Source organism: Bosea vestrisii (assembly GCF_030144325.1).
Taxonomy (GTDB): domain Bacteria; phylum Pseudomonadota; class Alphaproteobacteria; order Rhizobiales; family Beijerinckiaceae; genus Allobosea; species Allobosea vestrisii_A.
The window spans coordinates 3,644,754-3,663,233 of sequence record NZ_CP126307.1 but is presented as its reverse complement, the minus strand read 5'-3'; the positions used below and the strand labels follow the sequence as shown (position 1 = coordinate 3,663,233).

Genomic DNA, 18,480 nt, shown 5'->3' with positions numbered 1-18,480 from the left:
CCCCGGCAGAGCGTGTCGTGCGGGCTGTTTCAGCCCATCACTTCTTGACGAGCGGGCACTCGCTCTCGGCCAGCGGCTTGAAGGCCTCGTCCGCCTTCAGCACCGCGATCTGCTTGTAGTAGTCCCACGGCGCCTTCGATTCCGACGGCTTCTTGACCTCGAACAGATACATGTCGTGCATCTTGCGTCCGTCGACGCGGACCGAGCCCTTGCCGAACAGCGGATCGTCGGTCGGCAATTCCTTCATCTTGGCCATGACGACAGCCGAATCCTTGCTCTTGGCCGCCTCGACCGCCTTCAGATAGTGCAGCATGCCGGAATAGACGCCGGCCTGGACCATGGAGGGCTTCTTGCCGCCGTTGAGCTTGGCGAAACGCTCGGACCAGGCGCGGGTCTGGTCGTTCATGTCCCAGTAGAAGGACTCGGTCAGCACCAGCCCCTGCGCGGTTTGTAGGCCGAGCGCATGCACGTCCGTAGCGAAGACGAGCAAACCGGCCAGCTTCTGGCCGCCGGCGACGATGCCGAACTCACCCGCCTGCTTGATCGAGTTGATGGTGTCGCCACCGGCATTGGCGAGGCCGATCACCTTGGCCTTCGACGCCTGCGCCTGCAGCAGGAAGGACGAGAAGTCCGTGCCCGGGAACGGCGTGCGGACGGCGCCGAGCACCTTGCCACCGGCCTTGGTCACCACCGCCGAGGTGTCGCGCTCGAGCGCATGGCCGAAGGCGTAGTCCGCGGTGAGGAAGAACCAGCTGTCGCCGCCGGCCTTGGTCATGGCGCCGCCGGTGCCCTGGGCCAGCGCGTAGGTGTCATAGGTCCAGTGGACGGTGTTCGGCGAGCACGCCTTGCCGGTCAGGTCCGAGGAGGCCGCGCCGGAGTTGATGTGGACCTTGTTCTTCTCGCGGGTGATCTGGTTGACCGCAAGGGCGACCGAGGAGGTCGGCACGTCGAGGATCAGGTCGACGCCGTCCTGATCGTACCATTGCCGGGCGATGGTCGAGCCGACGTCCGGCTTGTTCTGATGGTCGGCCGAGACGATCTCGACCTTGATGCCCTTCTCGGCTGCCTTGAAGTCCTCGACTGCCAGGCGCGCGGCGATCACCGAGCCCTCGCCCGAGAGGTCGGCATAGAGGCCGGAGCGGTCGTTGAGCACGCCGGCCTTGACCGAGATCTGCTGCGCCAGCGCGGGCGAAGCCATCAGCGCGCCGAGCGCCGTGGCCGCGAGCAATGTCTTGAGCTGCATATTCTCTCTCCCTGAGATGTCTGGTGTTCGTAAGGTTCTTGTTGGACGCCCTGCGTCAGACCCCGAGATAGCTGTGGAGCTTGTCGATATTGGCGTCGAGTTCCGGATTGGGGATCATGTCGACGACCCTGCCCTGCTCGACGACGTAGTGGCGGTCGGCGACGGTCTGGGCGAAGCGGAAATTCTGCTCGACCAGGACGATGGTGAAGCCCTTTTGCTTGAGCATGCGGATCGTGGCGCCGATCTGGTCGATGATGACCGGCGCGAGCCCCTCGGTCGGCTCGTCGAGCAGGAGCAGATTGGCGCCGGTGCGCAGGATGCGGCCGATCGCCAGCATCTGCTGTTCGCCACCCGAAAGCTTGGTACCCTGGCTCTTCAGCCGCTCCTTGAGGTTGGGGAAGAGCGTGAAGATCTGCTCGACCGGGAGCCCGCCCGGCTTCACCTGCGGCGGCAGCAGCAGGTTCTCCTCGACCGAGAGCGTCGAGTAGATGCCGCGTTCCTCCGGCACATAACCGAGGCCGAGCCGGGCGATGGCGCGCGACGGCAGCCCGATCGTCTCCTGCCCGGCGAAGGTGACCGAGCCCTTGCGCTTGCCGATCACGCCCATGATCGACTTCAGCGTCGTGGTCTTGCCGGCGCCGTTGCGGCCGAGCAGAGTCACCACCTCGCCCTCGCCGACATCGAGCTCGATGCCATGAAGGACATGGCTCTCGCCATACCAGGCCTCGAGCCCGCGCACCGCCAGCAGCGGCTTGGCGCCCGCCGCAGCCGGACGCTCCAGCACCGCCTCAGTGGCCATGGCCGACTCCCGATCCGATATAGGCTTCGACCACGCGCGGATCCTTCGAGACGGTGGCATAGTCGCCCTCGGCCAGGACCTGGCCGCGCGCGAGCACGGTGATGCGGTCGCAAAGCGAGGCGACCACCGAGAGATTGTGCTCGACCATCAGGATGGTTCGGTCCTTCGAGACCTTGCGGATCAGCGCCTCGATGCGCTCGATGTCCTCGCGGCCCATGCCGGCCATCGGCTCGTCCAGCAGCAGCATCTCGGGCTCGAGCGCGAGCGTCGTCGCGATCTCAAGCGCGCGCTTGCGGCCGTAAGAGAGCTCGCCGGCCGGCAGGTCGGCGAAGGCCGACAGGCCGACCGCGTCGACGAGGCGCAGTGCTTCGGCATCGAGCGGGGAGAGCACCTTTTCCGAGCGCCAGAAATCGAAGGAATCGCCGCGTTTTCTCTGAAGCGCGACGCGGACATTGGTCTTGACCGAGAGCTGCGGGAACACCGCCGAGATCTGGAAAGAGCGCACCAGCCCGAGCCTGGCGATCTCGGCCGGCTTCTCGCGCGAGATATCGCGGCCATTATAGACGATCTGGCCCCGCGTCAGCGGCAGGAACTTGGTCAGCAGGTTGAAGCAGGTCGTCTTGCCCGCACCGTTCGGGCCGATCAGCGCATGGATCGACCCGCGCCTGACCTTCAGATCAACGCCATTGACGGCTGTAAAGCCAGCGAATTCTTTCGTGAGGCCTGAGGTCGATAGAATAATATCCTCAGACATCCGCCCTTAACCTTAGTCATTGCTGGATTGTTCGTTTCCCCGGGCGGCATGCTGCACCGCGCATATCGCCCATGTCAACGGCGCGGGTGTGCGCAAAAGCCCATGCCGGGCAGGCGACGCTCTCGCTTCTAGACGAAAGACTTACACAGAAGGACTAGCTTGCGCTGGGATCAGGCCCGGAGCGCCCGATCGTTGGTAACCGCGGCCGCAAAGACCGCGGCGATCTCGCGCAGGCGGAGCAGATAGTCCTCGCACGATGGCAACTCGCCATATTTCGCGCCGGCGGCAGCGCGCATGATCGTTGCGATCAAGGTATCCAACGGAAGGCCGCTGCGTTCGATCGCAATCTCGCCCTGCGCGGCAGCATCCTCGAACAATTGGCGGGCGAGGTCGATGAAGATCGCCTCGAAGGCGACGAGCTCGGCTCCGGCGATGCTGACCATCACCGCCTTGAGCTCGCCGAGATGCTCGCCGGCACTGAAGGCAATGAAGGCAGTGCCGTGATGGGCCGCCATCAGTGCGGCGAGTCGCTGCGCGAACGGGCCGGGCGCCGCCAGCGCCTCGCGGCAACGTGTCTCGACTTGGCTGCCGAGGCCCGCGAGCATGGCCCTGAAGACGTCGTCCTTGCCTTTGAAATGGAGGTAGAGCGTGGCGCGGGCAACGCCGGCCTCGCGTGCGATGTCGTCCATCGAGGTGCGCTTGTAGCCATAGCGGGCGAAGAGACGCAGGGCAGCCTCCGCGATCTGCTCGATGCGGCCCTTGCCGTCCTCGCCGGACGCTATGGAACTTTCGCTGCGGTCGCTCATTTGCAGTCTTGACAGAATCCAAACTGTCGGCGACTATTCTAGTTAGACGCAAAACGTCTAACTCGTCTAGTCGCACGACCCCAGACGACGGATCATTTGCCCGCCTCTGATATGTCAGAACGGGCCTTCGAGCGAGCCTCGATCCGGCTGCCATGGTGCCGTGCTGCGCATGACCGCGATCCCCGCGAGGCAGCCATGGTCCACTCAATCAATATCAATGGAACGACGCATCGCGTCGATGTCGACGACGACACACCCCTGCTCTGGGTGTTGCGTGACAATCTCGGCCTGACCGGCACCAAGTTCGGCTGCGGCGTCGCCCAATGCGGCGCCTGCACCGTCTACATGGACGGCCAGCCGCTGCGCTCCTGCTCGATGCCCGTCTCCGCCATAGGCGAGGCCAAGATCACCACGATCGAGGCGCTCGCCGGCAAGGAGGCGCAGGCCGTGCAGGCGGCCTGGGTCAAGCATGACGTACCGCAATGCGGCTATTGCCAGTCCGGCCAGGTGATGAGCGCGATCGCGCTGCTCACCGAGATTCGCAAGCCGACCGACCGCGACATCGACCTCGCCATGAACGGCAATCTTTGCCGCTGCGCAACTTACGTCCGCATCCGCGCCGCGATCCACGACGCCGCACGCACGCTGGAGGGCTGAGCCATGACCGCGCACGACATCTCCCTCTCGCGCCGCAACCTGCTGAAGGGCGCCGGCGCGCTCGTCATCGGCGTCAGCCTGCCACAGGCCGGCCGGGCGCAATCGGGCGCCGCTCAGGCTTTCCGACCGGGCGGTGCCGCGACGTTCGCGCCGAACGCCTTCGTCAGGATCGCCGCGGACGACACGGTGACCGTCCTCGTCAAGCACATCGAGTTCGGCCAGGGCCCGTTCACCGGCCTCGCCACCCTCGTTGCCGAGGAACTCGACGCCGATTGGGGCCAGATGCGAGCCGAGCACGCGCCGGCCGACGTCAAGCTCTACGCCAACCTCGCCTTCGGCGTGCAGGGCACCGGCGGTTCGACGGCGATCGCCAATTCCTTCGAGCAGATGCGCAAGGCCGGCGCGACGGCTCGCGCCATGCTGGTGCAGGCCGCTGCCGAGGCCTGGAAGGTTCCCGCGGCGGAAATCAGCATCGAGAAGGGCGTGCTGAAGCACACCTCCGGCAAGCAGGGCCGCTTCGGCGAGTTCGCCGAGGCTGCCTCCAAGCTCCAGGCTCCGGCCGAGGTCAAGCTCAAGGACCCCGCGCAGTTCAGGCTGATCGGCAAGGAAGGGGCGGTCAAGCGCCTCGACAGTGCCGGCAAATCGACCGGCAAGACGCAGTTCACCATCGACATCCGCACGCCCGAGATGCTGACGGTCGTCGTCGCCCGGCCGCCACGTTTTGGCGGCAAGGTCGCCTCCTTCGATGCGACCGAGGCGAAGAAGATCAAGGGCGTGGTGGACGTCCTTGAGATCGGCTCGGGCGTCGCCGTGTATGGCACCGGCATGTGGCCGGCGCTCAAGGGGCGCGAGGCGTTGAAGGTGACCTGGGACGAGATCGGCGCCGAAAAGCGCGGCAGCCGCGAGCTGATCGCCGAGTACCGGGCGCTCGCCCGGACACCGGGTACGGTCGCCGGCAAGCATGGCGATGCCGATGCGGTGCTCGGCAAGGCCGACAAAGTGATCGAGGCGGAATACGTTTTCCCCTATCTGGCGCATGCGCCGATGGAGCCGCTCGACGGCTATCTCGAATGGAATGCGCAGGGGGCGCTCGCCCGCTTCGGCAGCCAGTTCCAGACCACCGAGCACCAGACCATCGCGACGATCCTGGAATTGCCACCGGAGAAGGTGCAGCTCGAGACCATGCTCGCCGGCGGTTCATTTGGCCGGCGCGCCCAGGTCAGCCAGCATCTGGCGGCGGAACTCGCCATGGTCGGCAAGGCGATCGGCCCGAACCGGCCGGTCAAGCTGGTCTGGACGCGCGAGGACGACCTCGCCGGCGGCTACTACCGGCCGCTCTTCGTGCACCGCATGCGCGGCGCGGTGAAGGACGGCAAGATCACCGCCTGGACCAACTCGATCGTCGGCCAGTCCTTTTTCCTCGGCACGCCCTTCGAGGCGATGACGGTGAAGAACGGCATCGACGCCACCATGGTCGAGGGCGCAGCGGAGCTGCCCTACGAGGTCGCCGATTTCCGCTGCGAGGTGCACGCGACCAAGGTCGGCGTACCGACGCTGTGGTGGCGCTCGGTCGGCCACACCCACACCGGCTATGCGGTCGAGTGCTTCATCGACCAGCTCCTGCAGGAAGCAGGGCAGGACCCGGTCGCCGGGCGGCTAGCGCTGATGAACAAGCATCCGCGCCTTGTCGGCGTGCTGAAGGCGGTGGCCGAAATGGCGAAGTGGAACGGCCCGGGCCCGGTCGACGGCCGCGCCCGCGGCGTCGCCGTGGTCGAGAGCTTCTCGTCTTACGTCGCGCAGATCGCCGAGGTCTCGCTCGGCGTTGGCGGCGAGCCCAAGGTGCACAAGGTCTGGTGCGCGGTCGATTGCGGCATCGCGGTCAATCCCGACATCATCCGCGCGCAGATGGAGGGTGGCATCGGCTTCGGGCTCGGGCACATCCTCTATGGCGAACTGACGCTCGATCAGGGCCGGCCGGTCCAGACCAATTTCGACAGCTATCGCTCGCTGCGCATCCACGAGATGCCCGAGGTCGAGGTCAGGATCATAGCCTCGGCCGAGAAGCCGACCGGCGTCGGCGAGCCCGGCGTGCCGCCGATCGGACCGGCGGTCGCCAACGCGCTGGCGCGTCTCGGCAGCGGACGGCCGCTCTCGCTGCCGATCGTCGGAGGGACGGTGTGATGCGGTCTTTCGCTCTCGCTGCTACTGCCGCCGCCGTCACTCTGCTGCTCGGCAGCGCATTCACACTAGCGCAGACCGCGCCAGCGCCGCAACCGGGCGGCGCCAGCTTACGCCCGGCTGCGAGCTTCGCCGGCATCGCCAATCAGCGCGACCGCTCGGTCGCGCTGTTCAACGAAATCGGCAAGGTCCTGCAGCATCCGCGTTGCATGAACTGCCATCCGGCGACAGAACGGCCGCGTCAGACCGACACGAGGCAGCTGCACCAGCCGATGGTGGTGCGCGGCAAGGACGGGCATGGCGCGCCCGGCCTCGCCTGCACCACCTGCCACGGCAAGCAGAACTTCGACCCGGCTGGCGTTCCCGGGGATGGTCACTGGGCGCTGGCCCCGGCCTCGATGGCTTGGGAGGGCAAGACGCTCGGCCAGATCTGCGAGCAGCTGAAGGATCAGAACCGCAACGGCAGCCGCGACCTCGCCGCGATCATCAAGCATGTCACCAGCGACACGCTGGTTCTCTGGGGCTGGAATCCCGGCAAGGGCCGCCAGCCGGCGCCGGGCTCGAGCGCCGAGTTCGGGGCGCTGATGCAGGCCTGGGCCGATAGTGGGGCGGCCTGCCCGGCGGCGTAGAATCTAGCGGAACGGCGGCTCATCAAAACTCCTGAGCTTGCGCGAATGGATCTGTGAGCCGGCTTCCTTGAGCTTCTCGAGCGCGGCGAGGCCGATCTTGAGATGCTCGCCGACGGCGCGCTCATAGAAGGCGTTGGCGGCGCCGGGCAGCTTGATCTCGCCGTGCAGCGGCTTGTCGGAGACGCAGAGCAAGGTGCCGTAGGGCACCCGCAAGCGATAGCCCTGCGCCGCGATGGTGCCCGATTCCATGTCGACCGCGATGGCGCGCGACAGATTGATGCGCTTGCGCTCCTTGGTCCAGCGCAGCTCCCAGTTGCGATCGTCCTGCGTCACGACAGTGCCGGTGCGCAGGCGCTGCTTTAGGCGGTCGCCCTTCTCGCCGGTGACTTCGGCCGCCGCCTCCTGCAAGGCGACCTGGACCTCGGCCAGGGCCGGAACCGGCACGTCGGGCGGCACCAATTCGTCCAGAATGCCGTCCTGCCGGAGATAGGCGTGGGCGAGGACGTAGTCGCCGATGATCTGCGTCTGACGCAGGCCGCCGCAATGGCCGACCATCAGCCAGCAATTGGGCCTCAGCACCGCGAGATGGTCGGTGATGTTCTTGGCGTTGGAGGGCCCGACCCCGATATTGACGAGAGTGACGCCCTCGCCGCTCTCGCGGATCAGGTGATAGGCCGGCATCTGGAAGCGATGCCAGGGCGCCGACATCACCCGCTCGGCGGCGCTGACATCGATGCCGTCGCGGTCGATGCGGATGCCGCCTGGCGTCACCAACGCCAGCGCCGTGCCGGCCTCGATCTCGGCCAGAGCAAGCCGGACGAACTGATCGACATAGCGGTGGTAGTTGGTCAGCAGCACCCAGGGCTGCACGGCGCGCCAGTCGGTGCCGGTGTAGTGAACGAGGCGCCGCAGCGAATAGTCGACCCGGACCGCATCGAAGAGCGAGAGCGGGCGCGGCTCGCCCTCGACGATCTCGAAGGTGCCGTCGGCAATCTCGTCGCCGACCAGCGCCAATAGCGGCGTCGGGAAATGTCGGGCAAGCTCGGCGGCAGTGACCGCGCCCCGGCCGAGCTCGTCGCCACCGTCGAGCGCGTAGGGGTAAGGAATTTCCTGGCTGCTGATGCCGGTCTCGATCGTCGCGCCGTATTCATCCACCAGCGGCTGGAGCTGGTCGAGCAGATAGGCGCGGAACTCGGCCGGCTGCGTCACCGTGGTCGAGTAGATGCCGGGGGCGGCGAATTTGGCGTAGCCGCGCCGCGTCGCCGCCGGCAGCTTCGACGGCTCGTAGGTGACGCGGAGCATCGGGTAGCGATAGAGCGCCCGTTCATCCAGCGTCGGAGGCTGCGCCGTCTCGAAGAAGCGCTGCAGGTCGTTTCGCAGCGCCGTCCGCGCCTGCTCGTAAAGCAGTTCCAGCCGGTCGACAGCCTCCTGCGGCGTGGCGGCGATCTCGAATGTCATGCGCGAACGACCTCTCGTTCGGCGTGCTTGTAGCTGGCCCGGCGAGCCCCTGACAACAGCACCGCATCGGCTCTGCTTGCAGTCGATCAAAATTTGGATACAATTATCCCATGACAACCCTTCGCCTCGCCGCTGCTACGACCGCGTCCGCCCTCGCCCAGCGCCTGCGCGAGGCGATCGATGCCGGGCACTGGCAGCCGGGCGATTTGTTGCGCCAGGAGCAGCTCGCGGCCGAGTACGGCGTCAGCCGCATCCCGGTGCGTGAAGCGCTGGCCCAGCTCCAGGCCGAAGGATTGCTCGACGTCGCGCATTATCGCGGCGCGCGCGTGAGCCGGCCGCAGGCGCAGGAGATCGACGAACTCTTCGATCTCAGGCTGCTGGTCGAGGGTGATCTGCTGGCGCGGGCGCTCGGCCAGCACGACCAGCGCTTGCTGCGCGAGCTCAAGCGGCTGCAGAACGCTCTGGAGGACGCCGACGACCGGCTTGGCTGGATCTCCGGCGACATTGCCTTCCACGAAGCGCTCTACCAGCCGGCGGGGCGACCCCGCAGCCTTGCTCTGTTCCGGCAGCTGCGCGCGCCGATCGACCGGTTCAGCGCCCAGGCGCTCGGCCCAGGCGCGCGCAAGCAGGGATGGGCGGATGAGCACCGCCAGTTGATCGCCGCCGTCGCAGCCAGCGACGGGACGGCGGCCCAGAACATCCTCAATCAGCATCTGCAGGCGACGCGCGCGGTCGTGCTCGCGGCCTGCTCCGGACAGGGAGAGAGTTGATGGCGACACATGGCGCGACGGTCACTTGGCAACGCGGCGAAGAAGTCTTCCTCGACCGCCGCTACAGCCGCGCCCATCTCTGGCGCTTCGATGGCGGGCTCGAAGTGCCGGCCTCGAGCTCACCGCATGTTGTGCGCGTACCGTTCTCGAACCCGGCTAATGTCGATCCCGAGGAGGCCTATGTCGCGGCGCTGTCGAGCTGCCACATGCTCTGGTTCCTAGACCTGACCTCGCGACGTGGCTTCCGGATCGACAGCTATGCCGACGCCGCCGAAGGCGCGATGCTGAAGAATGCCGAGGGGCAGGATTGGATCGCCACGGTGACGCTCAAGCCGCATGTCGTCTTCAGCGGGCCGCTGGCGCCGGACCAGGCCGCCGTCGAGGCGCTGCACCACCAAGCTCACGCGAACTGCTTCCTGGCCAATTCGGTGCGCTCGACGATCGAGACCCGGGGCAGCTGGGCCTATCGGGGCGCAGCCTGAGATCGGTACGGCTGTACGGGGCCGTCACTGCGCCGCGAGCAGGCCATCCTCGGCGACGAGCCGGCCAATGAAGCCGAGTTGGCGATCGACGCAAGCGTCGCGCTCATAGCGCGCGACGATCGTCTGGCGTGCAGCCGCACGCAGCGGCATCAGCTCGGCACCCCTGTCGAGCGCGGCGATGACGGTCTTCGCCAGGCGCGCCTCGTCGAAGAAGGGCGCGATCAGGCCGTTGGCGCCATGGCGAACGACCTCCTGGACCGGCGGCGTGGCCGAGCCGACGATCAAGGCACCGCAGGCCATCGCCTCCAGCATCGACCAGGACAGGACGAAGGGAACGCTCAGATAGACATGGGCGGCCGAGACCTGGAACAACCTGACAAGATCGGCATGTGCGAGCCAGGGTACATGGACAATCCGCTCGGCGAGCCCGGTTTCCGCCAGCATTACCTCGCGCCAGAGCCGCCCGTCCGGACGCGGCCGGCCATAGCCCGGCCCGTCGCCGCCGACCGCGACAAAGAGCGCGTCAGGTCGTTCCTGTGCGATGCGGGCGGCCGCCCGCATGAATTGCGGATAGCCGCGATAGGGATCGAGGTCGCGCGCGGCGAAGGTGACGACCGGGTCGCCTGGGCGCAGCACGCGCCCATCGGGCAATGTGAACACCGCCTGCGCATCCGGCCGACAGGCGTTGACGTCGATGCCGTCATGGCAGACTGCGATACGCGGCTGCAGGGCGCGCGGGTATTGCTGCTGCTGCCAGCGCGTCGGCGCATAGGCGAAGTCGAGCGTCTGCAGCGTCACCAACTGCGCGGCGTTGCGCATCCGGATACGCCGCCGCTCGGCCTCCGGCACGGTGAAGGCCGGATCAAAGTCGAGATCCGAACCGGTGGCGTTGTAGAAATACTCGCAGTAGCCGATCAGCGGCACGCCCGGCATCGCATCCTTGGCGAAGAGCATGCCACCCCAGCCAACATGGCCGAGGATCGCATCCGGCCTGTCGTGCCGATGCAGCCGCGCCAGCTCGGCCGCAACCGCCTCGCCGGTGCGGACATGGTAGTCGGTCGCCGCCAGCGTCGCATGCGCAGTCGCGGGCTCGCCTACCGAATAGGCGATCTGCCTGATCCCCGGGCGGTCCGGCTCCGGCTTCTCCGTCACCAGCGTGACCTCGCCGCCCTCGGCGACGAGGCGCTGGATCAGGTGAGCGAACTGACCAGATCCTGAACGATGAACGAATAGGACGTGCATGAGGCCAGCAGGATCCCGCCATAGCGCAGTGCGTCGCCCCACCATTGTTCGAGGCGCCGCAAGGTGTCGTGGGTAGTCTGGAGGTCGGCTTCGAGATCGATGTCGAGACCCTGGCCGAACTGGCTGGTCTCATCGACGAGTTTCAACCGCTCGACGAGAAGCTGTCCTTTCGGCGAGAGCGAGATCCGGGCGAGGCGGCGGTCTCGCGGCGAGGCGCCGCGTTCAAGATAGCCGCTCTCGACCAGTTGCTTGAGATTGTAGGAGGCGTTCGAGCCGACATAGTGGCCGCGGTCGAGCAAATCGCGCACCGCGATCTCGCCAGAGCCGATGGTGAACAGCACCATTACCTGCGAGGGCGAGATGTCGTCGACGCCGAGCTTGGTGAGCTCGAGCCTGAGATAATCGAGGAAGCGCCGGCTCGCCCGCTCGATCATGCGCGCGAGATCGAGCTGCGACACCGGCGCCCGCGCGGGCGCCGATTCGGGCTCCGCGCGACGAGGGTCGCCGCGATGATCTCCGTTGAAGCCATTGCCTAGGAATCGAGCGCCGTCATGGGGTTTTAGATGCATTCCCTACTCCGCCTGATCTCGAAATGAGCAGTCAGCCCTCCGAGCCCCTTTGGCTGACGAATAGCCTATACGCAAAGCACATGCCACCCCGAACAGAATGAATTTAAGATTTTATCAGAATCTACTATAGTCATGAACTGTTTCAAAATTTGAAATAAAGCACGGTTCTGCCATATTCTCAGCAATTGCCTATATTTCACAAGGCATCATCTGTCATATTATAGACACGACTTGTATGTCACCCTTTCAATAACGTTCAGAACCTGCCGTACCGGCACAGGCGTCGACAGCGCCATCTGATGGCCAGCCCCACTCGGAGACCTGCATGAAGGTTGCGATCCAGCCTGCCGACGCGTTGATTCGAAGCCTGCAGCGCGGTTTTACCGGCGGGCTGGCCTATGCCGGCTTCCTCAGCTTCTGCGTCAATATCCTGCTGCTGACCGTGCCGCTATTCATGCTGCAGGTGCAGGACCGCGTTATCGTCAGCCGCAGCTACGACACGCTCACCATGCTGCTCGTGATCGCGGTCGGGGGGCTCGCGCTCTACGGTGCGGTCGAGTTCATCCGGTCGCTGACCTTCCAGACGATGGCGAGCATCTTTGCCCGCCGGCTCAACCTGCCGGCCATGCAGGCTGCCGTCTCGACCTCGCTGGAGAAAGGCTCCGGACAGGCGACGCAGGCGATCCGCGACCTCAACGAGATTCGCTATTTCATCGCGAGTTCGGCGATCGCGACGCCGCTGGAGGCAATGTGGTCGCCGATCTTCCTCGCCGTGCTCTTCGCCTTCCACTGGGTCTACGGGCTGGTCGGCCTGGCCTCGCTCCTGATCCTGCTGTTGCTCGGCGTCCTTTCCGACATGCTGACCCGGCGCGCGCTGAAAGATGCGAACGAGGAGGGCGTCGCCTCGATCAACGAGATCAGCGCGAGCCTGCGCCATGCCGAGACGATCGAGGCGATGGGCATGCTGCCGGCGCTATCCAGCCGTTGGCGCGCCAAGCAGATCGCGATGCTGGAGCATCTGGATCTCGGCACCCGCCGCGGCAAGTTCATCGCCTCCCTGACCCGCTCCAGCCGCATGACGATGCAGCTCGCCATCTATGCGACCGGCGCAGTGCTGATCATCAAGCACGAGGTCTCGATCGGCACGTTGATGGCGGCCAGCATCCTGCTCGGCCGGCTGCTCGCCCCGTTCGATTCGATGATCTCCGACTGGCGGCAATGGGTGCTCGCCGCCGCGGCCTGGAAGCGCGTGCGCGAACTCCTGCAGTCCCAGAGCTCGCAACGCCAAAGCGTGCCGACGCCCGCAACCGAGGGCGATCTCGTTATCGACCGGCTGGTCTACGCGCCCAAGGGCGCCGAGCAGACCGTGATCAAAGGCGTCTCCTTCACGCTCCAGCCGGGAGAGGTGCTCGGTCTGGTCGGACCCTCCGGAGCCGGCAAATCGACGCTGGCGCGGCTGCTCGTCGGCGTGCTCAGGCCGAATGTCGGCGGCGTCTATATCGACGGGCACAACACCTATCTGTGGGAGCGTGGCTCGTTTGGCGACATGGTCGGCTATCTCCCGCAATCGGTCTCGCTGCTGGACGGCACCATTGCCGAAAACATCGCCCGGATGCGCAAGCCTGATCCGCACGCCATCCTCGAGGCGGCACGCATAGCCGGCGTGCACGAGCTGATCGGCCGGCTGCCACTCGGCTACGACACCAATGTCGCCGACGGCGATTTCAAGCTGTCAGGTGGCCAGCGTCAGCGCATCGGGCTGGCGCGAGCGCTCTACGGCATGCCGCGCCTCATCGTGCTCGACGAGCCCAATGCCAATCTCGACGCCGAGGGCGAGCAGAGCCTGATCCGAGCCATCAACGCCGCCCGCGAGAGCGGCGCCATCGTCGTGCTGATCGCGCATCGTCCCTCGGTGATGCAGGTCGTCGACAAGATCCTGGTGCTGCGCGAGGGCCGGGTCGCCCAGTTCGGCCCACGCACGGCCGTCGCCGGCATGATCACGCCCGGCGGCATCGTCGAGCTCGACCCGGCCAAGCAAACACCTACACCCCGCGAGGTGAGCGCATGAGCGAGCTTCCGATGCTGCGTCGGCCGGACCGTGCGCTCGTGCCAGTGAAGAGCGAGGCGGAGCCCGAGGAGCGGATGCCCTCGCTGCGCAATCTCGTCCTTGCCGGCGTCGCGGCGGTGGCGATCGGCTTCGGTGGTTTCGGTGCCTGGGCGGTGACCGCCCGGCTCGACAACGCCGCGGTCGCGCAGGGAACCGTCATCGTCGACAGCCGGCGCAAGACGGTGAGCCATCTCGAAGGCGGCATCCTCAAGACCCTGCTCAAGGCCGAAGGCGAACGCGTCGCCAAGGACGAGCCTCTGCTCAGATTGGAGGATGCCCGCGCCCGCGCCGAGCTGCAGCAGCTCCAGGCCAAGCGCGTCGGCCTCGAGGCCAAGCTCGCTCGGCTGCGGGCAGAACAGAACGAGACGACCGCGATCGATTTCCCTGACGATATCGAGAAGGCGCTGACGCCGATCGCAAGGGGAGGTGATCACGGCCGAGCGCGTGCTCTTCCGCGCCCGTAGCCAGGTCTATGATGGTAAAACCCGCATCCAGCAGCGCGTGATCGAACAGCACCAGGCGGAGGCCGAGGCGCTGCAGGCGCAGATCGACGCCGTGCGCAACCAGCGCACGCTGATCGACGAGGAAGTGAAGACGATCGCGGATCTCTACGAGAAGCGCTACGCCAAGCGCTCCCAGCTCGTCGAGCTGCAGACAAGGCAAAGCGAGCTTACCGGGCGCGCCGGCGAGATGAAGGCCCGCATGGCCAAGGCTGGACAGGCCGTCGCCGGGGCGGAGCTCGAGATCAAGTCGATCAGCCTGGAACGCCAGAGCGAGATCGCCAAGGATCTGCAGGACAGCCAGCTCCAGCTTTCGGAGGTGGTCGAACGCATCGTCCAGGCGCAGGACGTGCTGCGCCGGCTCGTCCTGATCTCGCCGCAGGAAGGCATCGTCGCCAATATCCGGATGCGCACCGCCGGCAGCGCCGTCGCCGCGGGCGAAGCGATCCTCGACATCGTGCCCGAGCAGGAGCCGCTGATCGTCGAGGCCAAGGTCGACCCGCGCGACATCGACTCGGTCCGCGTCGGCGCCGACACCCAAATCAGGCTGACCGCCTTCAATGCGCGGCTCCTGCCCCCGCTCCAGGCGAAGGTCAGCTATGTCGCAGCCGACCAGCTGGTTGATGAAAAGACCGGCATTGCCTTCTTCGTCGTCCGCGCCGAGATCACGCCGGAGAGCCTGCGCGAGAACAAGGTGACGCTGCACGCCGGCATGGCCGCCGAAGTGCTGATCGTCAACGGCCGGCGCTTTGCGGCGGATTACCTGCTCTCGCCGCTCAGGGACAGCTTCAACCGCGCCTTCAGGGAGGACTGAGCCCGTCGTCCCGGTGTGCCAGGTAATGGCGCAGCGAAAACTGCGAACATTACCTTAAAATTAATACTTCGAATTTCGTAGCAACTTCGGATCATAATCCTTGATTCAATAATATACAAAATGACAATAACTTTGCTGCATCGCAAAAACGTCACAATAGATTGCTTGATAGACTGAATATCTTGGCTACTCTGTCGAGCGTCGACGATGGCGTCCTTTGGGCTCGCCGTCAGAACCGCACCATGATCCAGAGACAGCGGAAAACGAGTTCTGCAAATCTGGAGGTGCTCTCTGATCACCCAGGAGGTGACAATGGCCACGATCGAAGGCAGTGCATTCGATGATTTCTTGATAGGGACACGTTTCAGCGACGTGATCCTCGCGGGCGCCGGCGACGACATCGTCAAAGGCGGCGACCAGGTCGACTCGCTCTTCGGCGAGGAAGGTGACGACCTGATCTACGGCGACGGCGGCAACGATTTCCTCTCTGGCGGCGAAGGCGACGATTCGCTCTTCGGCGGCCAGGGTGACGACATCGTCGCCGGCGGCGACGGCAACGATAACCTCTTCGGCGGCGAGGGCGACGACGTCCTCGAAGGCGGAGCGGGTAACGACATCCTGCGCGGCAATGCCGGTGACGACGTTCTGCGCGGCGGCGACGGCGACGACCTGCTCCAGGGTGGGCCGGGTGACGACATCCTGCTCGGCGGCGAAGGCAACGACATCCTGCAGGGCGGCGCCGGCAACGACGTGCTTGAAGGCGGCGCCGGCAACGACGTCATCCAGGGTGGCGCGGGCGACGATCTGCTCTTCGCCGGCGCGGGCGACGACATCCTCTCCGGCGGCGCCGGCGACGACGTCTTCATCTTCAACGGCGGCGGCGGCAATGACGTCGTACTCGACTTCGACGCCGGCCACGATCTGCTGCAGGTCGCCTCGGGCATCAACGGCACCGATATCGGCTCTGCCGAGGACGTGGCGGCGCGCGCTACCACGGTCGGCGGCAACGCCGTCATCGATCTCGGCAACGGCGACTCCGTGACGATCGTCAGGAGTCACCGCCGAAGACATCCAGGCCGATCCGAACTCCTACTTCTCGGTCGCCTGACGCAGCGCGGTGCCGGCTGGATTTTTCTTCCAGCCGGCACCGCATCCCTGCCCTTTTCGGAACATGGCACCCATGCTTTCTCTCGCGCCTGCACCGGTTGCGGACGGCCTGAGCCCGCAGCTGCATCTGTCCCGGCTGAGCGGTTCGGTCTTCCTGTTGAGCTGGACCATCGAAGCGCCCGTGCTCTCGCGGCCACGCATCGCGCTGACGGCGCGCGAGAAGCGCCTCGCCTCGGGCTCGATCGCGCTCGCCCTCGGCGATGGCCGCATGCGCGTGGTGGTCGTCTTCCGTCATGCCGGTGCCGGCGACGCTATAGCGACCCTGTCGGATGACAGCCCCGGCGGCGACATCACGGCTCGGTTCGACCCGGACCTCGTCCATGTCATGGCCGATGCGGACGAGCTTGTCCGCGACGCCACGCCGAATGCGCGACGCACGCTCGCCAACGCCCTGATCGGCCATTGGCCCAGCCTGTTCGGCCTCAGCGAGAGCGCGAGCTATCTCGGCTTCCTGCGCCAATTCCTGCTGATCCTCGCCCGCAAGCCGGCCACGGCGACACCTGTCGCCAAGCTTGTCGAAGGCAAGATCCTGCTGGAATCTGCGGTTCCGGGCCGGCTCTCGAGCGTTCGCGCCGCCTACAGGCTCGATTCGAGCGGATTGTCGCGCCTCTCCGCCCGGCCGCGGCTCGGGCGTCCGGATCGTGCCGGCAACCGCCCCTTGAACCTGATCATCGATGAATTTCCGCCGCAGGCTGGTGGCCTGCTGGTCCTGCAGGCCGAGTCCGGCCTGATCGTGCGCGCGGTCACGCCGCGGCAGGATATTCCCTCGCTGGGGCGTTGGTGGGCGGGCAAGGCCAGCCAGCGCGACGGCCTGCGCAGCTGGCTCGTCGAACAGCTCACCGGCCTTTCCGAGCAGGGCCGTCTGCTGGCGATCGAGATGCAGCGTCGGCTGCCGCTCGCCGTCCAGACCGTGCGGCGCAACGACGACGTCCCCTCGGGCGATCTCGACCTTGCTGTCAGCACCCCGGGCGGCCTGCTGCTGGGCGGCTGGTATCGCGATGCCGAGGGCCTGCTCGAACAGGTGCTGCTGCATCGCTCCGAAGGCGAGCCGACGCCGGTGCTCGACCGGCTGGAACGCTTCCCGGCGCTGCTGCCCGCCGGCTCCAATGGCGACGTGAAGCGCGCCACCGGCTTCGCGGCCCTGGTCCCGGGTTACGCATCGGGCGCGCCTGTGCTGCAGCCGCGGGTAGAGCTCAGGCTGAAATCCGGCACGGTCCTGTCGCTGCGCCCGGCCGTGCAGCCGGCCGACGCCGTCGCCATCCGCGCCCGCGCCCTGGCCGCGATCCCGCCGCAGCATCTCAGCGCGCAGATGCTGGAGCGGACGATCGCGCCGGTGCTGGCGGAATGCCAGAAAGCGCTGCGTGAAAGCTTGCCTGAGCCGCAGGTGAGAAGCTTCGGCAAGGCGCCGGCACATCCGACGGTCTCGGTCGTGATCCCGCTTTATCGCGTCTATGATTTCCTGCGCGTGCAAGTCTCCGCCTTCGCGGCCGATCGCTGGTTCGGCGAGAAGGCCGAGCTGATCTACGTGCTCGACTCGCCCGAGCACGAGGCCGAGGTCGCCCATCTGCTCGGCGGGCTGTTCCTCGCCTATGGACTACCGATGCAGCTCGTCGTGATGGGCCGTAATGGCGGCTTCTCGGCCGCCTGCAATGCCGGCGCGGCCGCCTCGCGCGGGCAGACGCTCGCCCTCGTCAATTCCGACGTGATCCCGGACAGCGAAGGCTGGCTGCCAGCACTGGTCCAGCGCCTCGACCGGCACAAGCGCATCGGCGCGGTCGGCCCCAAGCTGCTCTATGATGACGGCTCGCTGCAGCATGCCGGGCTCTATTTCAAGCGCGACAGCAAAGGCACCTGGCTCAACCATCATTACTTCAAAGGCATGCCGAGCCATTACGCGCCGGCCAATGTCGAACGGCCGGTCCCCGGCGTCACCGGCGCCTGTATCGTGCTGTCGCGGGCGCTGTTCATGGAAGTCGGCGGCTTCGACGACAGCTATGTGATCGGCGACTACGAGGACAGCGACCTCTGCCTCAAGATCGCCCGGGCCGGGCTCGGCGTCGTCTACGTGCCCAGCGTCTCGCTCTACCATCTGGAGCGCCAGTCGATCTCGAAGAGCCTCGACTACACCCGAGGCGTCGCCTCGCAGCACAATTCCTGGCTCCAGACCCAGCGCTGGGACGGTGAGATCGAGGCGCTGATGGCGGCGGTCGACAAGCCCGCGTCGCAGCAGCCCACGCCGGCGCCGGATCTGCGCCCCCGACCCGGAATTTCTCCTCTCCCGCGCCAATCTCAGGAGGGCGACAGC

15 protein-coding genes and 2 pseudogenes are annotated in these 18,480 nt (G+C 66.4%); 10 read left to right on the top strand and 7 right to left on the bottom strand.

Features of this window, described 5'->3' with window-relative positions:
* Nucleotides 1–37: 37 nt before the first annotated feature.
* The 4 genes from QO058_RS18095 to QO058_RS18080 form a co-directional block, all read right to left on the bottom strand.
* Nucleotides 38–1,243 (bottom strand): ABC transporter substrate-binding protein, encoded by a 1,206-nt coding sequence (locus QO058_RS18095; protein WP_284167660.1) that lies wholly within the window; start codon nt 1,241–1,243, stop codon nt 38–40.
* A gap of 55 nt (nt 1,244–1,298) precedes the next feature.
* Nucleotides 1,299–2,042 carry an ABC transporter ATP-binding protein gene (locus QO058_RS18090; RefSeq protein ID WP_284167659.1) on the bottom strand — a complete coding sequence of 248 codons (744 nt, stop codon included), beginning with the start codon at nt 2,040–2,042 and terminating at the stop codon, nt 1,299–1,301.
* A complete protein-coding gene (locus tag QO058_RS18085; RefSeq protein WP_126114260.1) occupies nt 2,032–2,796 on the bottom strand; it encodes an ABC transporter ATP-binding protein in 765 nt (254 codons plus the stop codon). Before QO058_RS18085 ends, QO058_RS18090 begins: the two co-directional genes overlap by 11 nt.
* A 170-nt stretch (nt 2,797–2,966) precedes the next feature.
* On the bottom strand, nt 2,967–3,602 hold the full coding sequence (locus QO058_RS18080; RefSeq protein ID WP_284167658.1) for a TetR/AcrR family transcriptional regulator: 636 nt from the start codon (nt 3,600–3,602) through the stop codon (nt 2,967–2,969).
* A gap of 195 nt (nt 3,603–3,797) precedes the next feature.
* Here QO058_RS18080 and QO058_RS18075 point away from each other — a divergent pair, with 195 nt between their 5' ends.
* From QO058_RS18075 to QO058_RS18065, 3 genes are read left to right on the top strand one after another with little or no spacing between them, the layout of a single operon-like run.
* A complete protein-coding gene (locus QO058_RS18075; protein WP_284167657.1) occupies nt 3,798–4,259 on the top strand; it encodes a (2Fe-2S)-binding protein in 462 nt (153 codons plus the stop codon).
* Between the two features lie 3 nt (nt 4,260–4,262).
* Nucleotides 4,263–6,440, top strand: coding sequence for a xanthine dehydrogenase family protein molybdopterin-binding subunit (locus tag QO058_RS18070; protein ID WP_284167656.1), 2,178 nt, complete (start codon nt 4,263–4,265; stop codon nt 6,438–6,440).
* Nucleotides 6,440–7,066, top strand: coding sequence for an Isoquinoline 1-oxidoreductase subunit (locus QO058_RS18065; RefSeq protein ID WP_284167655.1), 627 nt, complete (start codon nt 6,440–6,442; stop codon nt 7,064–7,066). The genes QO058_RS18070 and QO058_RS18065 overlap by 1 nt, the downstream gene beginning before the upstream one ends.
* 3 nt (nt 7,067–7,069) lie before the next feature.
* On the opposite strand, the gene QO058_RS18060 is transcribed toward QO058_RS18065, so the two are convergent.
* Nucleotides 7,070–8,524, bottom strand: coding sequence for an AMP nucleosidase (locus QO058_RS18060; protein ID WP_284167654.1), 1,455 nt, complete (start codon nt 8,522–8,524; stop codon nt 7,070–7,072).
* Nucleotides 8,525–8,634: 110 nt separating this feature from the next.
* Here QO058_RS18060 and QO058_RS18055 point away from each other — a divergent pair, with 110 nt between their 5' ends.
* Both QO058_RS18055 and QO058_RS18050 read left to right on the top strand, forming a co-directional pair.
* A complete protein-coding gene (locus tag QO058_RS18055) occupies nt 8,635–9,294 on the top strand; it encodes a GntR family transcriptional regulator (protein WP_284167653.1) in 660 nt (219 codons plus the stop codon).
* On the top strand, nt 9,294–9,776 hold the full coding sequence (locus QO058_RS18050; protein WP_284167652.1) for an OsmC family protein: 483 nt from the start codon (nt 9,294–9,296) through the stop codon (nt 9,774–9,776). The genes QO058_RS18055 and QO058_RS18050 overlap by 1 nt, the downstream gene beginning before the upstream one ends.
* 24 nt (nt 9,777–9,800) lie before the next feature.
* On the opposite strand, the gene QO058_RS18045 is transcribed toward QO058_RS18050, so the two are convergent.
* Both QO058_RS18045 and QO058_RS18040 read right to left on the bottom strand, forming a co-directional pair.
* Nucleotides 9,801–11,018, bottom strand: coding sequence for a glycosyltransferase (locus QO058_RS18045; protein WP_284167651.1), 1,218 nt, complete (start codon nt 11,016–11,018; stop codon nt 9,801–9,803).
* Nucleotides 10,967–11,452, bottom strand: a complete 486-nt coding sequence (locus QO058_RS18040) for a MarR family winged helix-turn-helix transcriptional regulator (protein ID WP_432212069.1) — start codon at nt 11,450–11,452, stop codon at nt 10,967–10,969. Before QO058_RS18040 ends, QO058_RS18045 begins: the two co-directional genes overlap by 52 nt.
* Nucleotides 11,453–11,912: 460 nt before the next feature.
* On the opposite strand from QO058_RS18040, the gene QO058_RS18035 reads away from it, so the two are divergent.
* From QO058_RS18035 to QO058_RS31155, 5 genes and pseudogenes are all read left to right on the top strand, one after another.
* Nucleotides 11,913–13,655 (top strand): type I secretion system permease/ATPase, encoded by a 1,743-nt coding sequence (locus QO058_RS18035; RefSeq protein WP_284167649.1) that lies wholly within the window; start codon nt 11,913–11,915, stop codon nt 13,653–13,655.
* Nucleotides 13,652–14,158, top strand: coding sequence for a putative HlyD family type I secretion protein (locus tag QO058_RS18030; RefSeq protein WP_284167648.1), 507 nt, complete (start codon nt 13,652–13,654; stop codon nt 14,156–14,158). Before QO058_RS18035 ends, QO058_RS18030 begins: the two co-directional genes overlap by 4 nt.
* Nucleotides 14,121–15,008 carry an HlyD family type I secretion periplasmic adaptor subunit gene (locus QO058_RS18025; RefSeq protein WP_284167647.1) on the top strand — a complete coding sequence of 296 codons (888 nt, stop codon included), beginning with the start codon at nt 14,121–14,123 and terminating at the stop codon, nt 15,006–15,008. The genes QO058_RS18030 and QO058_RS18025 overlap by 38 nt, the downstream gene beginning before the upstream one ends.
* A 312-nt stretch (nt 15,009–15,320) precedes the next feature.
* Nucleotides 15,321–16,116 (top strand): annotated as a pseudogene (locus tag QO058_RS18020) (calcium-binding protein).
* 63 nt (nt 16,117–16,179) lie between these two features.
* Nucleotides 16,180–18,279, top strand: a pseudogene (locus tag QO058_RS31155) (glycosyltransferase); the annotation flags it as partial.
* Nucleotides 18,280–18,480 lie beyond the last annotated feature (201 nt).

Coding starts and splice junctions, on each gene's coding strand:
- QO058_RS18095 (WP_284167660.1), bottom strand. CDS start 1,243: ATGCAGCTCAAGACATTGCTCGCGGCCACGGCGCTCGGCGCGCTGATG.
- QO058_RS18090 (WP_284167659.1), bottom strand. CDS start 2,042: ATGGCCACTGAGGCGGTGCTGGAGCGTCCGGCTGCGGCGGGCGCCAAG.
- QO058_RS18085 (WP_126114260.1), bottom strand. CDS start 2,796: ATGTCTGAGGATATTATTCTATCGACCTCAGGCCTCACGAAAGAATTC.
- QO058_RS18080 (WP_284167658.1), bottom strand. CDS start 3,602: ATGAGCGACCGCAGCGAAAGTTCCATAGCGTCCGGCGAGGACGGCAAG.
- QO058_RS18075 (WP_284167657.1), top strand. CDS start 3,798: ATGGTCCACTCAATCAATATCAATGGAACGACGCATCGCGTCGATGTC.
- QO058_RS18070 (WP_284167656.1), top strand. CDS start 4,263: ATGACCGCGCACGACATCTCCCTCTCGCGCCGCAACCTGCTGAAGGGC.
- QO058_RS18065 (WP_284167655.1), top strand. CDS start 6,440: ATGCGGTCTTTCGCTCTCGCTGCTACTGCCGCCGCCGTCACTCTGCTG.
- QO058_RS18060 (WP_284167654.1), bottom strand. CDS start 8,524: ATGACATTCGAGATCGCCGCCACGCCGCAGGAGGCTGTCGACCGGCTG.
- QO058_RS18055 (WP_284167653.1), top strand. CDS start 8,635: ATGACAACCCTTCGCCTCGCCGCTGCTACGACCGCGTCCGCCCTCGCC.
- QO058_RS18050 (WP_284167652.1), top strand. CDS start 9,294: ATGGCGACACATGGCGCGACGGTCACTTGGCAACGCGGCGAAGAAGTC.
- QO058_RS18045 (WP_284167651.1), bottom strand. CDS start 11,018: ATGCACGTCCTATTCGTTCATCGTTCAGGATCTGGTCAGTTCGCTCAC.
- QO058_RS18040 (WP_432212069.1), bottom strand. CDS start 11,452: ATGATCGAGCGGGCGAGCCGGCGCTTCCTCGATTATCTCAGGCTCGAG.
- QO058_RS18035 (WP_284167649.1), top strand. CDS start 11,913: ATGAAGGTTGCGATCCAGCCTGCCGACGCGTTGATTCGAAGCCTGCAG.
- QO058_RS18030 (WP_284167648.1), top strand. CDS start 13,652: ATGAGCGAGCTTCCGATGCTGCGTCGGCCGGACCGTGCGCTCGTGCCA.